We start from the raw sequence: 18,913 nt of genomic DNA, 5'->3' as shown, positions 1-18,913 counted from the left end.
GCCGTAGGGCGAGTAAGCCTGCGTAGCCGCCGGGTTTACCTGTAAGGCAGGTGCGCTTCGCTTACCTGCCCTACACACTGTAGTGCGAAAGAGGCACTAGCCTATTTCCCCAACGATTTCGTGCTACAGCAAGGCGGCAAACCCTGAAATCCCCGGGAGCTTACATCAGTAAGTGACCGGGGTTGAAGGGTGCAGCCAACGCCGCTGTAGTGCGAAAGAGGCAGGAGAAATTATTTGGCGTCGGTCGCGGTACCATTGGCATGCCAGGTAAACACGCCGAACTCAAACCCTTTCAGATCGCCCTTCGAATCCCAGGAGAGCGGGCCCATCACGGTATCGACAGAGTTCGCTTTCAGGTATTTGGCGATGGCCGCCGGATCGTCGCTCTGGTTCAGGCCTGCGGCCAGCGACTGCAGCGCGGCGTAAGTGGTCCACACGAACGCGCCGCTTGGATCCTGTTTCTTCGCCTTGATAGCGTCCACAATCGGTTTGTTCGCCGGAACCTGATCGTAGTTCTTCGGCTTGGTGACTAACATGCCTTCGGCGGAATCGCCCGCGATGTTAGACAGCGACACGTTCGCCACGCCTTCCGGCCCCATAAACTGGGTTTTCAGGCCAGCGGAACGCGCCTGGCGCAGGATCTGGCCCATTTCCGGGTGATAGCCGCCGTAGTAAACGAAATCGATGTTTTCTTTCTTCAGACGCGCCACCAGCGTGGAGAAATCTTTTTCGCCCGCGGTAATACCGTCAAAGAAGACCACGTTCGCGCCGCCTTTCTTCAGGCCGTCCTGCACCGCGCGGGCCAGGCCTTCACCGTACTGCTGTTTGTCGTGAATGATAGCGATGCGCTTCGGCTTCACTTTATCAAGAATGTATTTCGCGGCGGTCGGGCCCTGATCGGAATCCAGACCGGTGGTGCGCAGGATCAACTGATAGCCGCGCGCGGTCAGTTCCGGTGCCGTCGCCGCAGGCGTAATCATCAGAATGCCTTCGTCTTCATAAATATCAGACGCCGGCTGGGTGGAAGAGGAGCACAGGTGGCCGATGACATATTTCACACCGTCATTCACCACTTTGTTCGCTACCGCCACCGCTTGTTTCGGGTCGCAGGCGTCGTCATATTTGGTGATAACCAGCTTGTTGCCTTTGATGCCGCCTTTGGCGTTGATATCCGCCACCGCCTGCTCGGCGCCGGTAAACTCCTGGTCGCCATACTGCGCTACCGGGCCAGACATGGCGCCCACAACGGCAATTTTAATATCTTCCGCCATCGCCATGCTGCTCATCGCCAGCGCAATTGCGCCTGCCAGTAACGCTTTGCCCTTCATTTTCATCCTGAGGTTCCCCATTCTTGTGGTTATTGCAGTTGTGATGTTGTTGTTTTTCGCTACTTTATTTCCGCTTCGCTTGTTAGCGCAGCATTTAATATTAGTTTTAAGCCCTGCCGCCCGGTAAAAAGCAGCATACTCTGCTAAAAACATACCCCATTTTTATGAATTTGGAATCACTATTTTTCACGTCAATTATGGTGGGAAGTGGCGAAAAAACGTCCGCCGCGCCTGTCACGCGGCGGGTTATCGGGTTTTACCAGCCCGCGGGCAGATAACCGAAGGCGGAGAGCACCGCGTAAATCGCGCTGGCGACATAGAGCAGCACAATCAGCCCCTGGATGAGCGGATGCGTGCTCCAGCTACACTGCCAGCGGGGCGTTATCTCCCCGCGACGGCGCGCGCCGCGCAAAATAAGAATAGGCATAATGGAGAGGATCACGCCGCTGAAGACGCCCGCAAAGTAGAGCGCGTTCACAAAAGAGACCAGCCCGCTGTAGGCCAGTGCGAACGGCGGCAGCGCCACGACCGCCAGCACGCCGAGGCGTTTGAGCGGCTGCGCGTCGTCGCCGAGACGGAATTTGTCGAAGATATTAGTCAGGAAACTGCCGCCAAGCCCCCAGTAGGAGGTGAGCATCGCGCACAGCGCGAAAATATTGGCGGAAAAGAACGCCCACTCGCCGAGCGCCCGGCCCCAGGAGATGGTCGCCACTTCAGAGATGTTATCAAGCCCGCTCAGCGCGATAACCGACAGCGGCACCAGCGCCAGCAGCGTAAAGGTAATGACCATCCCGACGATAATCGCTTTCGGCAGCTTTTCGGGTTTATCGGCAAACCCGCGCGCCATCTCCGGCACAATGTACTGCGCGGCGAAGCAGAACGCGGTGACGTTAAATACCGGCACCATGTAGCGCCAGTCGCCATCCAGCAGCCAGCGCATCTGTGTCGATTCGTGCAAAAGCGTGGCGACTACCAGTACCGCAATCATCACCACCATGCCGATACTGATAAATTTCTCGCCGCGCCCGATTGCCTTCAGCCCAAGCCAGAGAATGCCTGCCGCCGGAATAAAGAAGATCAGGCTGCCGATGGCGGGCGAGACGCCGATAAGCGAGCTGAGCAGTTTGCCGCTGCCGGTCATGTAGGCGGTGAGCGCGCCGACGCTGTTGACGCACACCGACGCGAACATCAGCCAGGCGCCGATGCGCCCGACATAGCGCCCGGCGAGGCCGCTTAACTGTAAATGCGCGCGGGTGCGCAGCGTCGCTTCCGCGACATACAGCATGGTGATAGTGGTCAATACGCCGACAAGGGCGAGCCAGAAGAGAAGCGGCATAAAGCCCGCTTTGCTGGAAGCGTAGGCGATGGAGAGTACGCCTGCCCCGATATTGGTGCCGACGATCATCGCGACGCCTTCAACGAAGCTCAGAGATTTGGGGGATGACGCTGCCCGCTCTCGGGACGCCCACAGTGAGGCGGAAGTGGTGTTCTCAGACATAGTTCTTCCTTAAATATCCGGCGGCTATCACCACCGGAAGCGGTTGTGTTCACGGTGTGTTGTTGTGTTAGCAAGTGAGATATTTAAGCTCCGGGCCTGTCAGCCTCCCGAAGCGCGCTCCTTCGCAGGTCACCCCAAAGACGCGCCGTTATGGCCCGCTGCTGCGCGGCGGCCAGGCCATAAGGCGGGCGCCCTCGGGGTAATTCCTGTTCGTTTTGTGGCAGAGTTTCGTCTGCCTTACACGGTGGGTGCGCTGCGCTTACCCACCCTACGAGCTGTTTCGGTGGGTGCGCTGCGCTTACCCGCCCTGCGAGCCAGGGTTGTGCTTTTATGTAGGGCGGGTAAGCCGTGCGCACCCGCCGTTTAAGCCGCCCTCGCCGTTAGCGCCCCAGCGCGCGGGAGAGGATCTCCAGCGCCTTGCTGAACTGCGCATCCGGGATGGTCAGCGGATAAAGGAAACGGATAACGTTGCCGTAAACGCCGCAGCTCAGCAGCAGCAGCCCCTCTTCACGGGCGCGCGTCAGCACCTGCTGCGTAAATTCAGGCGACGGCTTGCCGGTCTGCGGATCGTTAAACTCCACCGCCACCATCGAGCCCTGCCCGCGGACTTCGGCAATCGCCGGGCAGTACGTCCGCGCCTGGTTGAGCACCTCTTGCAGATGCTGGCCCAGCTCGTTCGCGCGCTGGCAGAGATTTTCCTGCTCAATCACATCCAGCACCGCGTGCGCTGCCGCAACCGCCAGCGGGTTACCGGCGTAGGTGCCGCCAAGGCCGCCCGGCGCAGGCGCGTCCATCACTTCCGCGCGCCCGACCACGCCCGAGAGCGGCATCCCGCCCGCGAGGCTTTTCGCCATCGTCAGCAGATCCGGCTTCACGCCGTAATGCTCCATCGCGAACAGTTTGCCGGTGCGCGCAAAGCCGCTCTGCACTTCATCGGCAATCAGCAGAATGCCGTGCTCGTCGCACAGCGCGCGCAGGGCCTCCATAAACGCTGGCGGCGCGACATTAAAACCGCCTTCGCCCTGCACTGGCTCCAGCACAATGGCCGCCACCTGATCCGGTGCGATATCGGCTTTAAAAATACGCTCAAGGCTTGCCATCGCATCGTCCACCGACACGCCGTGCAACGCGTTCGGGTATTGCGCGTGGAACACCGAGCCAGGGAACGGGCCGAAGCCGATTTTGTACGGTGCCACTTTGCCGGTGAGCGCCATCGTCATAAACGTGCGCCCGTGGAAGCCGCCGCCGAAGGTGATCAAGCCTGGGCGACGGGTATACGCGCGCGCGATTTTCACGGCGTTTTCCACCGCTTCCGCGCCGGTGGTGAAGAACGCGGTCTTCGCCGGGCCGTCAATCGGCGCGCAGGCGTTGATGCGCTCCGCAAGCGCCACATAGCTTTCGTAAGGGACTATCTGGTACGCCGTGTGTGTAAAGGCGCGCAGCTGGTTTTCAATGGCCTCCACCACGCGCGGGTGACGATGGCCGGTGTTCAGCACCGCGATCCCCGCCGCGAAGTCGATAATCTCGTTGCCTTCCACGTCCCACAGGGTGGCGTTGTCGGCTTTTTCGGCATAGAAGCCGCACATGACGCCGACGCCACGTGGGGTGGCGCTCTGACGACGTTGGTTCAATTCTGAATTTTTCACCCGCATTCTCCTGCTGATAAACGTCACTTTTTAGCAACAAACCTGAAACAGTGACGTTTATTTACCCAGGCTATGGCCCTATAATCGAGTACCAGTTTCGAATAAATGAGGGATCCAATTGCATTCTTTAGTGTCCGATCTCTTATTGCTTCGCCTCGGCGAACAGCGCGACGAACGCCTGCATAAGCGGCTTTATAACGCGCTGCGCCTGACTATTCTTGACGGCAGCCTGCCTGCGCAAAGCCGTCTGCCCGCCTCGCGGGATCTCGCCCAGCAGCTCGGCCTTTCTCGCAACACAGTGTTAACAGTGTATGAACAATTACTGGCAGAAGGATATGTGACCTCTCGCGCCGGAAGCGGCACGTTCGTCGCCGGCATGCTGCCGGACAGCCTGTTATCTGCGCCACCGGTGGCCCAGGGGCAGCACGATCGCGTTGCGCATGCGGGCTTCTCCTCGCGCGGAAAAACGCTGCTCGGGCAGGTCAGCGCCAGCCCGAAACAGTGGGGTGCGTTTATCCCCGGCGTGCCGGACGTGCATGCCTTTCCGCATCAGCTTTTCAGCAAAATTCAGGCGCGGATCAGTCGCCGCCCCAGCCCGCAGCGCCTCACCTACAGCTGTCAGGGCGGCACGCCGGAGCTACAGCGCGCGCTGGTGGATTACCTGCGGGTATCGCGATCGGTTCACTGCTCGGCGGATCAGGTGTTGATCACCGAAGGCATTCATCAGGCTATCGACCTGGTGGCGCGCATGCTGTGCGATCGTGGTGATACCGCGTGGGTGGAAGAGCCTTCGTACTGGGGCATCCGCCATGTGTTGCAGATGAATGAAGTAAACATTACGCCGGTGATGGTTGACCGCGCGGGCATGGTGCCGCCGGAGAGCGCCGGGACGCCGCCGCGGCTGATTTTCGTCACGCCGTCGCATCAGTACCCGCTGGGCGCGGTCATGAGCCTTGAGCGCCGTCAGCGCCTGTTGACGCTGGCGCGCCAGACCGGCAGCTGGATCGTGGAAGACGACTACGACAGCGAATTTCGCTTTTCCGGCCAGCCTATACCAGCGTTGCAGGGGCTGGTGGCAGACCCGCCGGTGATCTACATCGGCACCTTCAGCAAAACGCTCTATCCGGGCCTGCGTATCGGCTATGTGGTGCTGCCTCGCGCGCTGGCGTACGAGATGAAAACCGCGCATGCCGAGCTTTATCGCGGCGGCCATTCGATTATCCAGGCGGCGCTGGCAGAGTTTATCGAGGCCGGGCATTACAGCGCCCATATCCGGCGGATGCGGCTGCTGTATGGCCGCCGCAGGGCGTGTCTGACGACGCTGATTACGCGCTATCTGGGACCGGAGGCGCTGTCGGATTTCAGCGATAACGCCGGGCTGCATCTGGTGCTGAATCTGCCGGACGACGCGGACGATGTGGAGATAGCCCGTCTTGCCAACGCGCGCGATATTCTGGTGCGCCCGCTGTCGCGCTATTACCTGACGGAAAACCGGCGTCGCGGCCTGCTGATGGGATTCGCCTGCGTGGCGGAGGAGAAAATGGAGGGCGCGTTTAAAGCGCTGCTGGCATGTATTGAAGCAGCTTATCCGGCGCTTTTACGCCGCGCATAAAACAAAACACCCCGCTTAAGGCGGGGTGTGTCATCAAGCTGACGCGGCTTACGCTTCTATCGCGGCACGCAGCTTTTTCATCGCGTTTTTTTCAAGCTGACGCACGCGTTCGGCAGAGACGCCGTAGCGGTTAGCCAGTTCCTGCAACGTGCTTTTATTGTCTTCGTCCAGCCAGCGCGCGCGAATGATCTGCTGGCTGCGCTCGTCGAGACCCTGCATGGCATCGGTCAGTTTGTCGGCGGCGTGTTCTTCCCAGTTGTCATCCTCAATGCCGTCGGCAAAGTTAGAAGACTTATCCTGAAGGAACAGCACCGGAGCCATCGGCTGGCTGTCACCCGCGTCGTCGTCCGGGGACATGTCAAAGGTCATGTCCTGCGCGGCCATACGCGATTCCATTTCACGCACGTCTTTGCTGGAAACGCCCAGCTCGCGGGCCACCATTTCCACTTCATCCTGGTTAAACCAGCCCAGACGCTGCTTGGTTTTACGCAGGTTAAAGAACAGCTTACGCTGCGCTTTGGTGGTGGCGACTTTCACGATGCGCCAGTTACGCAGCACATATTCGTGAATTTCAGCTTTGATCCAGTGCACGGCGAAGGAAACCAGACGCACGCCCACTTCCGGGTTGAAGCGACGTACCGCTTTCATCAGGCCAATATTGCCTTCCTGGATCAGGTCCGCCTGCGGCAGGCCATAGCCCGCGTAGTTACGAGCGATATGAACAACAAAACGCAGGTGAGACAGGATCAGCTTTTTCGCTGCTTCCAGATCGCCCTGGTAATGCAGCTTTTCAGCCAGTGCCCGCTCTTCGTCTGCCGACAACATCGGCCAGGCGTTGGCCGCCCGGATATAGGAATCCAGGTTACCGACCGGGGCTAAAGCTAAAGTTTGCATTTCTTTGGTCATTCAAATCCTCTCAATCGACATCGGACTGGCGTTCGTCCCCATCAGGCAACAAACGGGCCAGCATGTTTGAGCAACGAGAATATCAGCCACTCTTTTATCAGACCGTGAATTTATCCACAAGTTCACGTAAGGCTTGTGAATAAATTACGCACAAAATGTGACATTGCTATGAAAAAGCGTGGGCAGGAGAAGCAGAAGTTCACGGTACGCATCCCCTGCTGACGGGAACTCGTAGCAGGGGATGATTATAACAAATATTTTTTACTCGGGGGTAAAGTGACGTAAATGTTGCACGGTGGCAAGCCAGGCGGCCGCCCAGCCGATCATCGAACAGACCAGCAGCAGCAACAGACACTCATCGAAGGATAACCCGCTGATTTCAAAGGTGGTGCCGAAAACTTTCGCCACATCCGTCACCGCGGCGGATAGCCGCATCACCAGAATTTCTGACAGAATCAGTGAAAGTAATGCGCCGGTAAACCCGAGCAACGCGCCGCCGTACAGGAATGGACGCAGGATAAAACCATCCGTCGCGCCAATGAGTTTCTGCACGTTGATGGTGTCGCGGCGCGCGAAAATGCTCAGGCGCACGCTGTTGCCGATAACCAGGAATACGGCTGCCACCATCAGCACGCCAATCATCGCCGCGACGCGCCCGACCAGCCCGGTGAGCGCCGACAGACGCGCGAACCAGCTGTCGTCCATGCGCACTTCGTCAACGCCCTGAAGCTTCGCCACGCGGTCGCGCAGCGTGTTGAGCGCTTCGCTGCTCTGGAAATCGAGCTTCGGCTCGACCACTACCACCGCCGGCAGCGGGTTTTCTTCCAGCATATCCAGCGCGCCGCCAAAGCCCGACCAGTTACGGAATTCGCCAAGCGCCTCGTCGCGCGAGAGGTAATTCACCTTCGCCACGCCCGGCTCGGCCTGAAGCTGCCCCACCACCTGCTGCGCGGCGCTGTCATCCAGCGTCTTGTCGAGATAGACCGTGATCTGCGGCGACGGGTAATACTGCGTCGCGGCCTCGCTGACGTTCTTATAAACCATGTAGCAGACGCTTGGCAGCGTCAGCGAAATGGCAATCACCATCACCGTTAAAAACGTGGCGAGCGGTTTGCTTTTCAGATCGGCAAGCGCGCCCTGCCAGGCGTAACGCACCTGTTCATTGATGCCGCCCCGACGCGATTTGCCTTTGGTGTTGGAGCCTTTATTTCGCTTCTGCACAGGCCGTCCTGTTTCACCGGAAGAACGCTGTTTACGGAAATTATCCAGTTTGTTGCTAAAGCGCCGGATTTCATTCAGCGCGTCACGTTTATTCACCAACACGGCCTCCATGCAAATGCCCTTCGCTCAGGGTGAGCACCGGGTAGCTGCGCCGTGAGATAAGCCCGGTGTCATGCGTCGCCATTAATACCGTCACCCCGACGCGGTTAAATTCTTCGAAAAGACGCAGAATGCCTTCCGAGAGGGCGTCATCCAGGTTGCCCGTCGGTTCATCCGCCAACAGCACAGCAGGTTTATTCACCACGGCGCGGGCGATACCCACGCGCTGCTGTTCACCACCGGAAAGCTGAATCGGGAAGTTTTTCGCTTTGTCCAGCAGACCGACCTTATCCAGCGCCGCCGATACGCGACGGCGAATATCTTCGCCGCTGGCACCCGCGATAATCAGCGGGATCGCCACATTATCGTAGACCGTTCTGTCCATCAGCAGATGGTGATCCTGGAAAATCATGCCGATCTGACGACGCAGAAACGGCACTTCACGGTTTTTCAGGCGGCTTATTTCATGGCCGCCAAACCAGATTTTCCCGGCGCTCGGCCGTTCGATACCGCAAATCAGCTTCAGCAGCGTACTCTTACCGGCGCCGGAGTGGCCGGTAAGAAATGACATCTCGCCAGGCCGCAGGTGGAACGTCACCCCCTGCAGCGCTTGTCTCCCACCGAGATAGGCTTTGCTGACATGTTCAAAGCGAATCATGGTTAATCCTCTCGGGCAAAAAGTGCCTCAATAAAGTCGCCCGCGTTAAACGGACGCAAATCTTCAATACGTTCGCCCACACCAATGTAGCGAATTGGAATACCAAACTGATCGGCCACCGAGAAGATCACGCCGCCTTTGGCGGTGCCGTCAAGCTTGGTGAGCGTAATCCCGGTCAGCCCTACCGCCTCGTGGAACAGCTTCGCCTGGCTTACGGCGTTCTGCCCGGTGCTGGCGTCGATAGTCAGCATCACTTCGTGCGGCGCGTTCTCGTCGAGCTTTTTCATCACGCGGACGATTTTTTTCAGCTCTTCCATCAGGTGCGATTTATTCTGCAAACGCCCGGCGGTATCGGCAATCAGCACGTCCACGCCGCGCGCTTTCGCCGCCTGGATGGCGTCGAAAATCACGGAGGCGGAATCCGCGCCGGTGTGCTGCGCGATAACCGGAATGTTATTGCGCTGGCCCCAGACCTGGAGCTGCTCCACCGCGGCGGCGCGGAAGGTATCGCCTGCTGCCAGCATCACCGATTTGCCCTGCTGTTCGAACTGACGCGCCAGTTTACCGATGGTGGTGGTTTTACCCACGCCGTTGACGCCGACCATCAGGATAACAAACGGCGTTTTGCCTTCGACATTCAGCGGCTCGTCCACTTTCGCCAGGATCTCGCCCATCTCTTCTTTCAGCAGGCCATAGAGCGCCTCGGCATCGCGCAACTGCTTGCGGCTCGCGCCTTCGGTGAGGTTGGCGATGATTTTACGCGTGGTGTCCACACCCACATCGGCAATCAGCAACTGCTCTTCGAGCTCCTCGAACAGATCGTCGTCGATTTTTTTGCCGCGAAACAGACTGATAAATCCGGAACCGAGATTTTCTTTGGTTTTCAGCAGACTGCGTTTAAGGCGTGCGAAGAAACCCTCTTTGGTGGGTTTTTCCTGCTCCGCGACCGGCGCGGTTTCTTCCTCTTCCGGCTCGGCTTCCAGCGCCGCTTCCGGGTCAGCCGCCAGCGCAATCAGCTCTTCTTCGCTAATCGGCGCGTCCTGAGCGGTCTCGTCTTCATCGTGCGGCGCTTCCACCGCAGGCTCAACGGCTGCTTCTTCAACCACCGGCTCTTCAATAGCCGCTGTTTCTTCAATAACGTCTTCTTCGACGATTGTGTCCGGGGCCGCTTCTGGCTGTGGCTCAGCGACAAATTCAGGCGCAAGCGCTACCGGCGCGCGGTTTTCTTCCTGCTCCGGCAGCCACTCTTCAGCTTGTGCAGCCGTTGGTTTTACGGCTTCCGGCTCGGGTTCTGGCTGAACCGGCGTCTCAATGGTTTCCGGCTGCGCGGCCTCTTTTTCTTCATGCACCACGCTTTCGCTGACGGCCACCACGTCATCGGCGAATTTTTCAGACTCGGCTAGGGAGTGCGTAGTCTCCTGCGCGGCCGTTTGCGTCTGCGAGTCAGGCTCTACGCGCGCTTCTGTCGCCGCGGGTTGTTCTGTTGCTTGTTGTTCTTGTTGTTCGGCTTCAGTTTCTGCCTGCTCTTTCTGGCCAAAACCCAGCCAGGAAAAAAAGCCACGTTTCTTCTCTTTTGCCATTGGCGAATGCACTCCTCGCGGTTAATACATGGCGCAGTCCCGTCGTCTGGCTCAGGGTACTGAAAAAATTGCGAATGAATAAGTGAGTCTACCACTTTCCCGCCGGGGCGGCATACCGCCGCGCGGAGGTTTCGCCCGCCCGTTTGCGCCGCTAGAATAGCAGCCTGAACAGAAAAGCGTGTGAGCATAATGAAGAAACCAACCTCCTCGGGTAGCGGCCAGATCCGCATTATTGGCGGACAGTGGCGCGGCAGAAAGCTGCCGGTGCCTGACAGCCCCGGCCTGCGCCCCACCACCGACCGCGTGCGCGAAACCTTATTTAACTGGCTGGCGCCCTATCTGGTCGGCGCGCGCTGCCTGGATTGCTTCGCCGGCAGCGGCGCGCTGGGCCTGGAGGCGCTCTCCCGCTACGCCGCCGACGCCACGCTTCTGGAGATGGAACGCGGCGTCGCGCAGCAGCTTCAGAAAAACCTTGCTACGCTCAAATCCAGCGCGGCAAAGGTAGTGAACACTAACACACTCAATTTTCTGAGCCAGCACGGCGAGCCGCACGACATCGTGTTTGTCGATCCGCCGTTTCGTAAAGGACTGCTGGAAGAGACGCTGAATCTGCTGGAGACGCGCGGCTGGCTGGCGCCGCAGGCGCTGATTTACGTTGAAAGCGAAGTGGAAAACGGCCTGCCGCCGGTGCCTGCAAGCTGGCAACTACACCGCGAGAAAGTGGCGGGCCAGGTGGCGTACCGGCTTTATCTGCGCGAATCACAAGGAGAGCAAAATGCTGATTAATCTGGGACGCCTGCTGATGCTGGGCGTGTGGGGCTTTCTGCTGCTGAATCTGATTCAGCCCTTCCCGCGCCCGCTGAATATTTTCGTTAACGTGGCGCTATTTTTCATGATAATCATGCATATTCTGCAATTATCGCTGCTGCGCGCCACGCAGCCGAAAGACGCCCCGCCGTTAAGCCGTTTCCAGCAGGCGCGTATTTTTATCTTCGGCGTATTTGAACTGATCGCCTGGCAGAAAAACCAGAAGAAGCCGCGTTAACGCGCAGGCAGGCTATTTTTGTAAGGCGGGTAAGCAAAGCGCACCCGCCACGCCATGTTAACGCGCGGGCAGGCCATTTTTGTAGGGCGGGTAAGCGACGCGCACCCGCCATGCCGCCTTAACGTGCGGGCAGGCCATTTTTGTAGGGCGGGTAAGCAACGCGCACCCGGCATACCGCCTTAACGTGCGGGCAGGCCATTTTTGTAGGGCGGGTAAGCAACGCGCACCCGCCACGCCAGGTTAACGCGCGGGCGCAGGAACAAACTCCAGAAACCGCGTCCCCTGATACACCAGCTGGCCCTCATCGCCCACCGTCAGCTGATGGTAATGGGCCTCATCCAGCCGAAACCGCATCTCCGCCCCGCCTTCCTGCGGGCGAAACGTCGCCTCATACCGCACGGTTTGCGCAGGCGGCGCGACCTGTTGCTCCCGCGAACGCCGCCCGTTTACGGGTTTTTCCCGCTTGCTAACCACCACTACGTTCTGCTGCGTGACCGGGGCCGCGTCATTTTCTGTTTTCTCGCGCCGCTGCTGCACATAGCGAAATGAAGCGGCCGCGACGATTAACGCGATGATAATAATGAAAAAAAGCGGTGGCTTACTCATGACAGATCCCGGCGGCTTAACTCTTTTTAAGAATACCCCGCAGCGCCAGGCGTTGTCATCCCGCCCGTCTGACCACTAGACTGAAATCAAGGGCCGTGCGCTGCCTGTGCACGTTACAATAACTGAATCAGGGACTTATCATGCTTTGGTCGTTTATTGCTGTCTTTTTATCCGGTTGGCTGTATGTCGATGCATCTTACCGCGGTGCCACCTGGCAACGCTGGATCTTTAAACCCTTAACGCTGCTGCTGTTACTGCTGCTCGGCTGGCAGGCGCCGCTCGCGAGCCCCACAGGCTATCTGGTGCTGGCAGGCCTGGTGGCGACGCTCGCGGGCGATGCGTTAACGCTGCTGCCGCGTCAGCAGTTGCTGTACGCCTTCGGGGCGTTTTTCCTGTCGCACCTGCTTTATACCGTCTGGTTCGCGAGCCAGATGACGCTCTCCTTTTTCTGGCCGCTGCCGCTGGCGCTACTGGTCATTGGCGCGGCGCTGATCGCGACTATCTGGACGCGCCTTGGCGATCTCCGCTGGCCGATCTGCACCTATATCGGCATGACGCTGGTGATGGTGTGGCTTGCGGGCGAGCTCTATTTCTTCCGCCCGACCGACACCAGCTTCTCCGGTTTTGTCGGCGCGGTACTGCTGCTGCTGAACGCGGTTGTCTGGTTCGGCAGCCACTACCGTAAGCGCTTTACTGCGGACAGCGCTATCGCCGCCGCCTGCTATTTTGCGGGTCACTTTATGATTGTCCGCTCGCTGTACCTGTAAACGATAACGACGGGCGGTGAAATTCCGCCCACAATCTTCTTGACTCTGGAGTCGACTCCAGAGTGTAAGCTCTGGTAATGAGAAAATTATCATTACCGGAGGACGCCATGCGCACCCCTTCTGAAAAGCCTCACGCCACGCCGCAGTTTGCGAAAATGACGCCTATCTCTGCGCCGCAAAAACCGGCCATCAGCAAAGCGGCCTGCTGTGAAAGCGACGCCTGCGAAAACCCGCCACCGGTGCAGGAAGTCGCAGGCGCGTTATGCTGGCAGGTCGCCGGTATGGACTGCGCCGCCTGCGCCCGCAAAGTGGAGAACGCCGTGCGTCAGGTGCCGGAAGTGCGTCAGGTTCAGGTATTATTCGCGACCGAAAAACTGGTGGTGGATGCCCCCGCTTCACAGCGTGATGCGATTGAACAGGCGGTGCGCGCCGCCGGTTATACGCTGCGCGAGGCAAATACCGCCGCGCCCGCTGCTCCTTCCGGCTTACGTGAAAACCTGCCGATTATCGCTATCGCCATCTTTATGGCGCTGAGCTGGGCGCTGGAGCAGGTGTATCCGCTGGCGGGACGCATCGCGTTCACCATTACCACGCTGGTCGGGCTGTTCCCGGTCGCGCGTCAGGCGTGGCGTCTTATCCGCAGCGGCAATCCGTTCGCCATCGAAACGCTGATGAGCGTGGCCGCCACCGGCGCGCTGATTATCGGGGCCAGTGAAGAGGCGGCGATGGTGCTGCTGCTCTTTTTAGTCGGCGAACGGCTGGAAGGATGGGCTGCAAATCGTGCACGCAGCGGCGTCAGTGCGCTGGTGGCGTTACGCCCGGAAACGGCCGTGCGTTTGCGCGGCGATGCGCGTGAAACCGTGGCGATAAGCGACCTCCAGCCCGGCGATGTGATTGAAGTGGCCGCAGGCGGCAGGCTTCCGGCAGACGGCAAACTGCTCGCCGCGGCGGCAAGTTTCGATGAGAGCGCGCTGACCGGCGAATCGCTGCCGGTTGAGCGCCAGCCGGGCGAAAAAGTTCCTGCGGGCGCGACCAGCGTCGATCGTCTGGTGTCGTTTGAAGTCACTTCACGCCCCGGCGACAGCGCCATTGACCGCATTCTGCATCTGATTGAAGAGGCGGAATCGAAACGCGCGCCGATCGAGCGTTTTATCGATCGCTTTAGCCGCATCTACACCCCGGTCATTATGGCGGCGGCGCTGCTGACGGCGCTTATCCCGCCATTGCTGTTTGCCGCCCCCTGGCTGCCGTGGATTTACAAAGCGCTGGCGCTGCTGTTGATTGGCTGCCCGTGCGCGCTGGTGATCTCGACGCCTGCGGCTATCACGTCTGGCCTTGCAGCCGCCACGCGCTTTGGCGCGCTGATCAAAGGCGGTGCCGCGCTGGAGGCGCTGGGGCGTGTTGAGCAGATTGCTTTTGATAAAACGGGCACGCTGACCGCGGGCACGCCGCAGGTGACGGCGGTCGATCCGGTCGACGGGCTGGAAGCGGAAGCGCTGCTGGCGTACGCCGCAGCCGTTGAGCAGGGCAGCACGCATCCGCTGGCGCAGGCGGTGGTGCGCGAGGCGAACGCGCGCGGCGTGGCGACGCTTCGCGCCGGTGCGCAGCGCACGCTGGCGGGCGCGGGCGTTGAAGCGCAGGTGGAGGGCCGCCTGCTTCGCATCAGCGCGCCGGATAAAGTGACTATTGAGCTTCCGGCAGACTGGCAGGCGCGCATCCGCGAGCAGGAAGCGCAGGGCCAGACGGTAATCGTCGTGACCGCAAGCGATCGGCTTCTCGGCACGCTGGCACTACGCGATACGCAGCGCGCCGACGCGCGCGACGCGGTGGAGAAACTCCGGGCGCTGGGTGTGGGGAGTGTGATGCTGACCGGCGATAACCCGCGCGCGGCGGCGGCAATTGCCGCGGAGTTGGGAATGGAATACCGCGCCGGGTTGCTGCCTGCGGATAAGGTGGCGGCGGTCAATGAGCTTAACGCCCGCACGCCGCTGGCGGTGGTCGGCGACGGCATCAATGACGCGCCGGCGATGAAAGCCGCGACCATCGGTATTGCGATGGGCAGCGGCACCGATGTGGCGCTGGAGGCCGCCGACGCGGCGCTGACGCACAACCGGCTGGCGGCGCTGCCGGAGATGATTGCGCTTGCCCGCGACACGCACCGTAATATTCGCCAGAACATCGCAATTGCGCTGGGGTTAAAAGCCGTTTTCCTGGTGACGACGCTGCTCGGGTTAACCGGCCTGTGGCTGGCCGTGCTGGCCGATACGGGTGCGACAGTGCTGGTGACCGCCAATGCGTTAAGGCTGTTACGTAAACGCGGCTGACGGAGGATACGGTGGGTGCGCTACGCTTACCCACCCTACAAAACCACATCCCCACATCCAGACCAGCTGTAGGGCGTTGGGTTGATACGGTGGGTGCGCTGCGCTTACCCACCCTACATCACATCGGCCGGAATACTCGTAGGGCGGGTAAACGAAGTGCACCCGCCACCTCAACCTGAACACCCGCCACCGCCCTTACATCATCCCTAACACTCGCGGCAGCCAGAGCGAAATGGCCGGAATGTAAGTCACCATCGCCAGCACAATAAGCAGCACGCCATAAAACGGCAGCATGGCACGCACCACGGTTTCGATATTCTGCTTACTCACGGCGCTCGCCACAAACAGCACCGACCCCACCGGCGGCGTAATCAGCCCGATCCCAAGATTCACCATCATGATCATCCCGAAATGCACCGGATCAATGCCGAGCTGGTTAGCGACCGGTAACAGCACCGGCGTCAGGATCAAAATGATCGGCGCCATGTCCATCAGCGTGCCAATCAACAACAGCATGATGTTGAGGTACATCAGAATGACGTATCTGTTATCCGACAGCGTCGTGAAAAATTCCGTAATGCGCGTCGGCAGTTGCATATACGTCATCACCGCGCCGAACGCCGCCGCAAAGCCGATGAGGATCATCACGATCGTCACCGTTTTCACGGTGCGGAACATCAGCTTCGGCAGCTCGCTCCATTTGTAATCGCGGTAGATAAACATCGTCACGAAAAACGCCCACAGGCACGCTACCGCCGCGGATTCCGTCGCGGTAAACACGCCGGTCAGAATGCCGCCCAGAATAATCACGACCGTTATCAGCCCCCATAGCGCATCGATGAAAATTTTCAGCGCCTGTCTAAGTGGGATCCGCTCGCCTTTCGGGTAGCCGCGCCGCCTCGCGAAAGCGATGCAGAGCACCATCAGACTCAGCCCCAGCAGCAGCCCCGGCAACACGCCCGCGATAAACAGCGTCGCGATGGACACGGTGCCGCCCGCCGCCAGCGAATAGATAACGGAGTTATGGCTGGGTGGAATAAGGATCGCCTGCACTGAACCGCTCGCCGTGACCGCCGCGGCGTATTCACGCGGGTAGCCTTTCTTTTCCATCTCCGGGATCATCACGCTGCCGATAGACGCGGTATCCGCCACCGACGAGCCGGAAATCGCGCCGAAAAACGTCGAAGCGACAATATTCACCAGCGACAGCCCGCCGCGGATAAACCCCACAAACAGATAGGCGAAGTTCACCAGCCGACGAGCGATGCCGCCTTCGGCCATAATCGCGCCCGCCAGGATAAAAAACGGGATCGCCAGCAGCGTAAATTTGTTAACGCCGCTGGTTATCTGGATCATCAGCGCCTCCAGCGGCAGATCTATCCAGAGCGCGCCCACGATGGCGCTCAGGCCCACCGCGAAAGCGACCGGCATCCCGAGCGCCAGCAGCACTGCCAGCGTGGCCAGTAAGATAAATGCGTCCATAACGTTCTCCGCTAGCTATGGTTGCCAATGAGCACGACCGGGCGGTTCTCCTGAGAGCCCCACAGCAGCCGCTCGATGACGAACAAAATCATCACCGCCGAGCCGATGGGCAGCGGCAGATAACTTTCTCCTGACGTGAGCACCGGAAACTCCGCGACGGGCTGCTCCCACAGCTCCATGCACAACAGGGCGCTGTAGTAAAACATCACCAGGGAAATGATGAGCATCAGCAGATCGACCACGCGCGCGCAGACCCGCTGCGCAAATGGCGGCAGGCGATCGGTCAGCATGTTGACCGCGATATGCGAGCCTGCGCGGTAACCCACCGCCGCGCCGATAAAGGTAAACGTCACCATGCAGATAATAGCGACCGGCTCAGGCCAGGATTCTCCCCGGTTGAGCACGTAACGCGAGAAAATCCCTATCGGGATCACGACCGTCATGATTAACAGCGCGACCCCGGCCACCATCATGGCGAGCAGGTACAGGCGATCCATCCAGACCAGAAAGAATCGGGACATAAATACTCCGCAGAGGATGAGGCGCCGGGGCCAGCCCGGCGTTAGACGTTATTTGACGTCGGCGATGGCTTTCATCAGATCCTGATGCTTCGCGCCATACTGGTCACGCACCGGCGCGGTCGCGTTAACGAAATACGCTTTATCGATCTCGTGGAACTGCACGCCGCCCGCTTTCATTTTGTCGAGCGCCTGCTTGTTGTAGGCATTCCACAGTTCACGCTGCTCCATTTGCGCCTCGCGAGCGAGCGTCAGGATTTTCTGCTGCTGCTCGGGCTTGAGCTTGTCCCACTTCACTTTCGAGTAGAGCAGCATTTCGGGGATGATGAAGTGGCCGCTCAGGGTGTAGTGCTTCGCGACCGGCAGGTAGTTGTGCGCGATATAGGTCGGCGGGTTGTTTTCAGCGCCGTCGATAACGCCGGTTTGCAGGCCGCTGTAGACTTCGCTCACGCCCATCGCCACGGCGTTCGCGCCCATCGCTTTCAGCGTGCCGATAGCGACCGGGCTACCCTGTACGCGGATTTTCATGCCTTTCAGATCGTCAGGCTTCACGACCGGGTTTTTGGTGATTAAATTGCGGGTGCCGGAGTCCATCCAGCCTAAAAAGACCAGCCGTGATTTCGGGTTGCTGGTGAGTTTGTCGCCGATTTGCTTGCCGATATCGCCATCGATGACCTTGTGCATATGGTCTTCATCACGAAACACGTAAGGCAGCGTAAAAACCTCGATCTCCGGCAAAATCGCCGCGACCGGGGCCATTGAAACGCGGATCATGTCGATAGCGCCCATCTGCGCCTGTTCGATCATCTGCTTCTCATCGCCCAGCACGCCGCCCGGAAACGTTTTAATTTCCAGCTCGCCGTTGGTTTGTTGTTTTAACTTTTCACCCATGTTTTGCACGGCGACGACATTCGGGTATCCCTGCGGGTGAACATCGGCCGCTTTAATCACTTGCGCATGAAGAGCGGGCGCAAACAGCAGTGACGCGGTGGAGAGGCAAAGACCGGCCAGGGCCGGGATAAATCGCTTTTTCATCGGGTCGCTCCAGAGGATAAGGACAGGCTAGTTATAAAACGGTGTTTTGATTTGTCGGTTATAAACTAGACGACGTCCTGTAAAGGCAGGGTGAAGCGCCTCACAAAAGCAACAACTTTGAAACAAGGGTTTAAAAAGAATGTGACGTGAGTTCAGAAAGCCGCATGACGGCGGCTTACGGCAGGGATTACTGATTTTTACGCAGCAGATAGCGATACGGCAGCGTTTCGGTTTGCGAGGCCACCAGTTCATGCTCCATAAAGCGGCAGAAGCCAGGGATATCGCGCGTCGTCGCCGGATCATCGGCCACGATCAGCAGCGTTTCGCCGGGCTGCATATTACGCACGGTTTTACGCACCATCATTACCGGCTCAGGGCAGCGCAGCCCGAGAGCGTCCAGGGTGTGGTCAGGGTTGGCGAACAGATCGGTCATGCTTCTCTCGGCGTTATGAAAAAACCGCCTTAGTTTACCCCCCGTTTTTTGTGACGCAACTCATGTGAACGATTGCGTTAAAATTAACCATTGCATTGATGATACAAAGCAGTATCATGCGGCGGCTTTTGCGCAAACGCGCTGCGTCTGCCTTA

17 protein-coding genes are annotated in these 18,913 nt (G+C 59.2%); 5 read left to right on the top strand and 12 right to left on the bottom strand.

The window, feature by feature from the left end; genetic code table 11:
- Positions 1–230 precede the first annotated feature (230 nt).
- The 3 genes from livJ to AFK66_RS00435 form a co-directional block, all read right to left on the bottom strand.
- Positions 231–1,334, bottom strand: coding sequence for a branched chain amino acid ABC transporter substrate-binding protein LivJ (gene livJ, locus AFK66_RS00445; protein WP_004384848.1), 1,104 nt, complete (start codon positions 1,332–1,334; stop codon positions 231–233).
- Positions 1,335–1,584: 250 nt separating this feature from the next.
- The gene (locus tag AFK66_RS00440) at positions 1,585–2,826 is read right to left on the bottom strand and encodes an aromatic amino acid transport family protein (RefSeq protein ID WP_012126351.1); all 1,242 of its coding nucleotides are present in this window, start codon (positions 2,824–2,826) and stop codon (positions 1,585–1,587) included.
- A gap of 380 nt (positions 2,827–3,206) precedes the next feature.
- Entirely contained in the window at positions 3,207–4,472 is a 1,266-nt protein-coding gene (locus AFK66_RS00435) for a 4-aminobutyrate--2-oxoglutarate transaminase (RefSeq protein WP_015387162.1), read from the bottom strand.
- Between the two features lie 118 nt (positions 4,473–4,590).
- Between AFK66_RS00435 and pdxR the strand changes: the two genes are divergently transcribed.
- Positions 4,591–6,084 carry a MocR-like pyridoxine biosynthesis transcription factor PdxR gene (gene pdxR, locus AFK66_RS00430; RefSeq protein ID WP_179944220.1) on the top strand — a complete coding sequence of 498 codons (1,494 nt, stop codon included), beginning with the start codon at positions 4,591–4,593 and terminating at the stop codon, positions 6,082–6,084.
- A gap of 48 nt (positions 6,085–6,132) precedes the next feature.
- On the opposite strand, the gene rpoH is transcribed toward pdxR, so the two are convergent.
- The 4 genes from rpoH to ftsY all read right to left on the bottom strand — a co-directional run bounded on the left by rpoH (position 6,133) and on the right by ftsY (position 10,548).
- Positions 6,133–6,990: an RNA polymerase sigma factor RpoH gene (gene rpoH / locus AFK66_RS00425; protein ID WP_004384844.1), complete on the bottom strand. Its 858-nt coding sequence runs from the start codon at positions 6,988–6,990 to the stop codon at positions 6,133–6,135.
- A gap of 261 nt (positions 6,991–7,251) precedes the next feature.
- Positions 7,252–8,307, bottom strand: a complete 1,056-nt coding sequence (gene ftsX, locus AFK66_RS00420) for a permease-like cell division protein FtsX (RefSeq protein ID WP_222705944.1) — start codon at positions 8,305–8,307, stop codon at positions 7,252–7,254.
- Positions 8,300–8,968 carry a cell division ATP-binding protein FtsE gene (gene ftsE / locus AFK66_RS00415; protein ID WP_004384842.1) on the bottom strand — a complete coding sequence of 223 codons (669 nt, stop codon included), beginning with the start codon at positions 8,966–8,968 and terminating at the stop codon, positions 8,300–8,302. Before ftsE ends, ftsX begins: the two co-directional genes overlap by 8 nt.
- Before the next feature lie 2 nt (positions 8,969–8,970).
- A complete protein-coding gene (gene ftsY, locus AFK66_RS00410) occupies positions 8,971–10,548 on the bottom strand; it encodes a signal recognition particle-docking protein FtsY (protein ID WP_023897827.1) in 1,578 nt (525 codons plus the stop codon).
- A gap of 189 nt (positions 10,549–10,737) precedes the next feature.
- On the opposite strand from ftsY, the gene rsmD reads away from it, so the two are divergent.
- Entirely contained in the window at positions 10,738–11,334 is a 597-nt protein-coding gene (gene rsmD / locus AFK66_RS00405) for a 16S rRNA (guanine(966)-N(2))-methyltransferase (RefSeq protein WP_007778937.1), read from the top strand.
- A complete protein-coding gene (locus tag AFK66_RS00400) occupies positions 11,324–11,593 on the top strand; it encodes a DUF1145 family protein (protein ID WP_004384839.1) in 270 nt (89 codons plus the stop codon). The genes rsmD and AFK66_RS00400 overlap by 11 nt, the downstream gene beginning before the upstream one ends.
- A gap of 240 nt (positions 11,594–11,833) precedes the next feature.
- Here the strand turns inward: AFK66_RS00400 and AFK66_RS00395 are convergent, their stop codons facing one another.
- Positions 11,834–12,199: a DUF2500 domain-containing protein gene (locus AFK66_RS00395; RefSeq protein ID WP_007778938.1), complete on the bottom strand. Its 366-nt coding sequence runs from the start codon at positions 12,197–12,199 to the stop codon at positions 11,834–11,836.
- Between the two features lie 140 nt (positions 12,200–12,339).
- Between AFK66_RS00395 and AFK66_RS00390 the strand changes: the two genes are divergently transcribed.
- Positions 12,340–12,966, top strand: a complete 627-nt coding sequence (locus tag AFK66_RS00390; RefSeq protein ID WP_007778941.1) for a lysoplasmalogenase — start codon at positions 12,340–12,342, stop codon at positions 12,964–12,966.
- A 107-nt stretch (positions 12,967–13,073) separates the two neighbouring features.
- The gene (gene zntA / locus AFK66_RS00385; protein WP_023897826.1) at positions 13,074–15,290 is read left to right on the top strand and encodes a Zn(II)/Cd(II)/Pb(II) translocating P-type ATPase ZntA; all 2,217 of its coding nucleotides are present in this window, start codon (positions 13,074–13,076) and stop codon (positions 15,288–15,290) included.
- 195 nt (positions 15,291–15,485) lie between these two features.
- On the opposite strand, the gene AFK66_RS00380 is transcribed toward zntA, so the two are convergent.
- The 4 genes from AFK66_RS00380 to tusA form a co-directional block, all read right to left on the bottom strand.
- The gene (locus tag AFK66_RS00380; RefSeq protein ID WP_023897825.1) at positions 15,486–16,772 is read right to left on the bottom strand and encodes a TRAP transporter large permease; all 1,287 of its coding nucleotides are present in this window, start codon (positions 16,770–16,772) and stop codon (positions 15,486–15,488) included.
- An 11-nt stretch (positions 16,773–16,783) separates the two neighbouring features.
- Positions 16,784–17,293, bottom strand: a complete 510-nt coding sequence (locus tag AFK66_RS00375) for a TRAP transporter small permease (protein WP_007778959.1) — start codon at positions 17,291–17,293, stop codon at positions 16,784–16,786.
- A 48-nt stretch (positions 17,294–17,341) separates the two neighbouring features.
- Complete coding sequence (locus AFK66_RS00370; protein ID WP_007778960.1) at positions 17,342–18,325, bottom strand: TRAP transporter substrate-binding protein; 984 nt, start codon at positions 18,323–18,325, stop codon at positions 17,342–17,344.
- A 187-nt stretch (positions 18,326–18,512) separates the two neighbouring features.
- A complete protein-coding gene (gene tusA / locus AFK66_RS00365) occupies positions 18,513–18,758 on the bottom strand; it encodes a sulfurtransferase TusA (RefSeq protein WP_004386827.1) in 246 nt (81 codons plus the stop codon).
- Positions 18,759–18,913 lie beyond the last annotated feature (155 nt).

This window comes from Cronobacter malonaticus LMG 23826 (assembly GCF_001277215.2).
GTDB lineage: Bacteria > Pseudomonadota > Gammaproteobacteria > Enterobacterales > Enterobacteriaceae > Cronobacter > Cronobacter malonaticus.
Note: the sequence above shows the minus strand (reverse complement) of the source record. Positions and strands in the feature narration are given on the sequence as shown.

Excerpts from the sequence above, each read along its gene's own strand:
- tusA (WP_004386827.1), bottom strand. The coding sequence starts at position 18,758 with ATGACCGATCTGTTCGCCAACCCTGACCACACCCTGGACGCTCTCGGG.
- AFK66_RS00370 (WP_007778960.1), bottom strand. The coding sequence starts at position 18,325 with ATGAAAAAGCGATTTATCCCGGCCCTGGCCGGTCTTTGCCTCTCCACC.
- livJ (WP_004384848.1), bottom strand. The coding sequence starts at position 1,334 with ATGAAAATGAAGGGCAAAGCGTTACTGGCAGGCGCAATTGCGCTGGCG.
- AFK66_RS00375 (WP_007778959.1), bottom strand. The coding sequence starts at position 17,293 with ATGTCCCGATTCTTTCTGGTCTGGATGGATCGCCTGTACCTGCTCGCC.
- AFK66_RS00440 (WP_012126351.1), bottom strand. The coding sequence starts at position 2,826 with ATGTCTGAGAACACCACTTCCGCCTCACTGTGGGCGTCCCGAGAGCGG.
- AFK66_RS00400 (WP_004384839.1), top strand. The coding sequence starts at position 11,324 with ATGCTGATTAATCTGGGACGCCTGCTGATGCTGGGCGTGTGGGGCTTT.
- rpoH (WP_004384844.1), bottom strand. The coding sequence starts at position 6,990 with ATGACCAAAGAAATGCAAACTTTAGCTTTAGCCCCGGTCGGTAACCTG.
- AFK66_RS00390 (WP_007778941.1), top strand. The coding sequence starts at position 12,340 with ATGCTTTGGTCGTTTATTGCTGTCTTTTTATCCGGTTGGCTGTATGTC.
- rsmD (WP_007778937.1), top strand. The coding sequence starts at position 10,738 with ATGAAGAAACCAACCTCCTCGGGTAGCGGCCAGATCCGCATTATTGGC.
- AFK66_RS00395 (WP_007778938.1), bottom strand. The coding sequence starts at position 12,199 with ATGAGTAAGCCACCGCTTTTTTTCATTATTATCATCGCGTTAATCGTC.
- ftsE (WP_004384842.1), bottom strand. The coding sequence starts at position 8,968 with ATGATTCGCTTTGAACATGTCAGCAAAGCCTATCTCGGTGGGAGACAA.
- AFK66_RS00380 (WP_023897825.1), bottom strand. The coding sequence starts at position 16,772 with ATGGACGCATTTATCTTACTGGCCACGCTGGCAGTGCTGCTGGCGCTC.
- zntA (WP_023897826.1), top strand. The coding sequence starts at position 13,074 with ATGCGCACCCCTTCTGAAAAGCCTCACGCCACGCCGCAGTTTGCGAAA.
- ftsY (WP_023897827.1), bottom strand. The coding sequence starts at position 10,548 with ATGGCAAAAGAGAAGAAACGTGGCTTTTTTTCCTGGCTGGGTTTTGGC.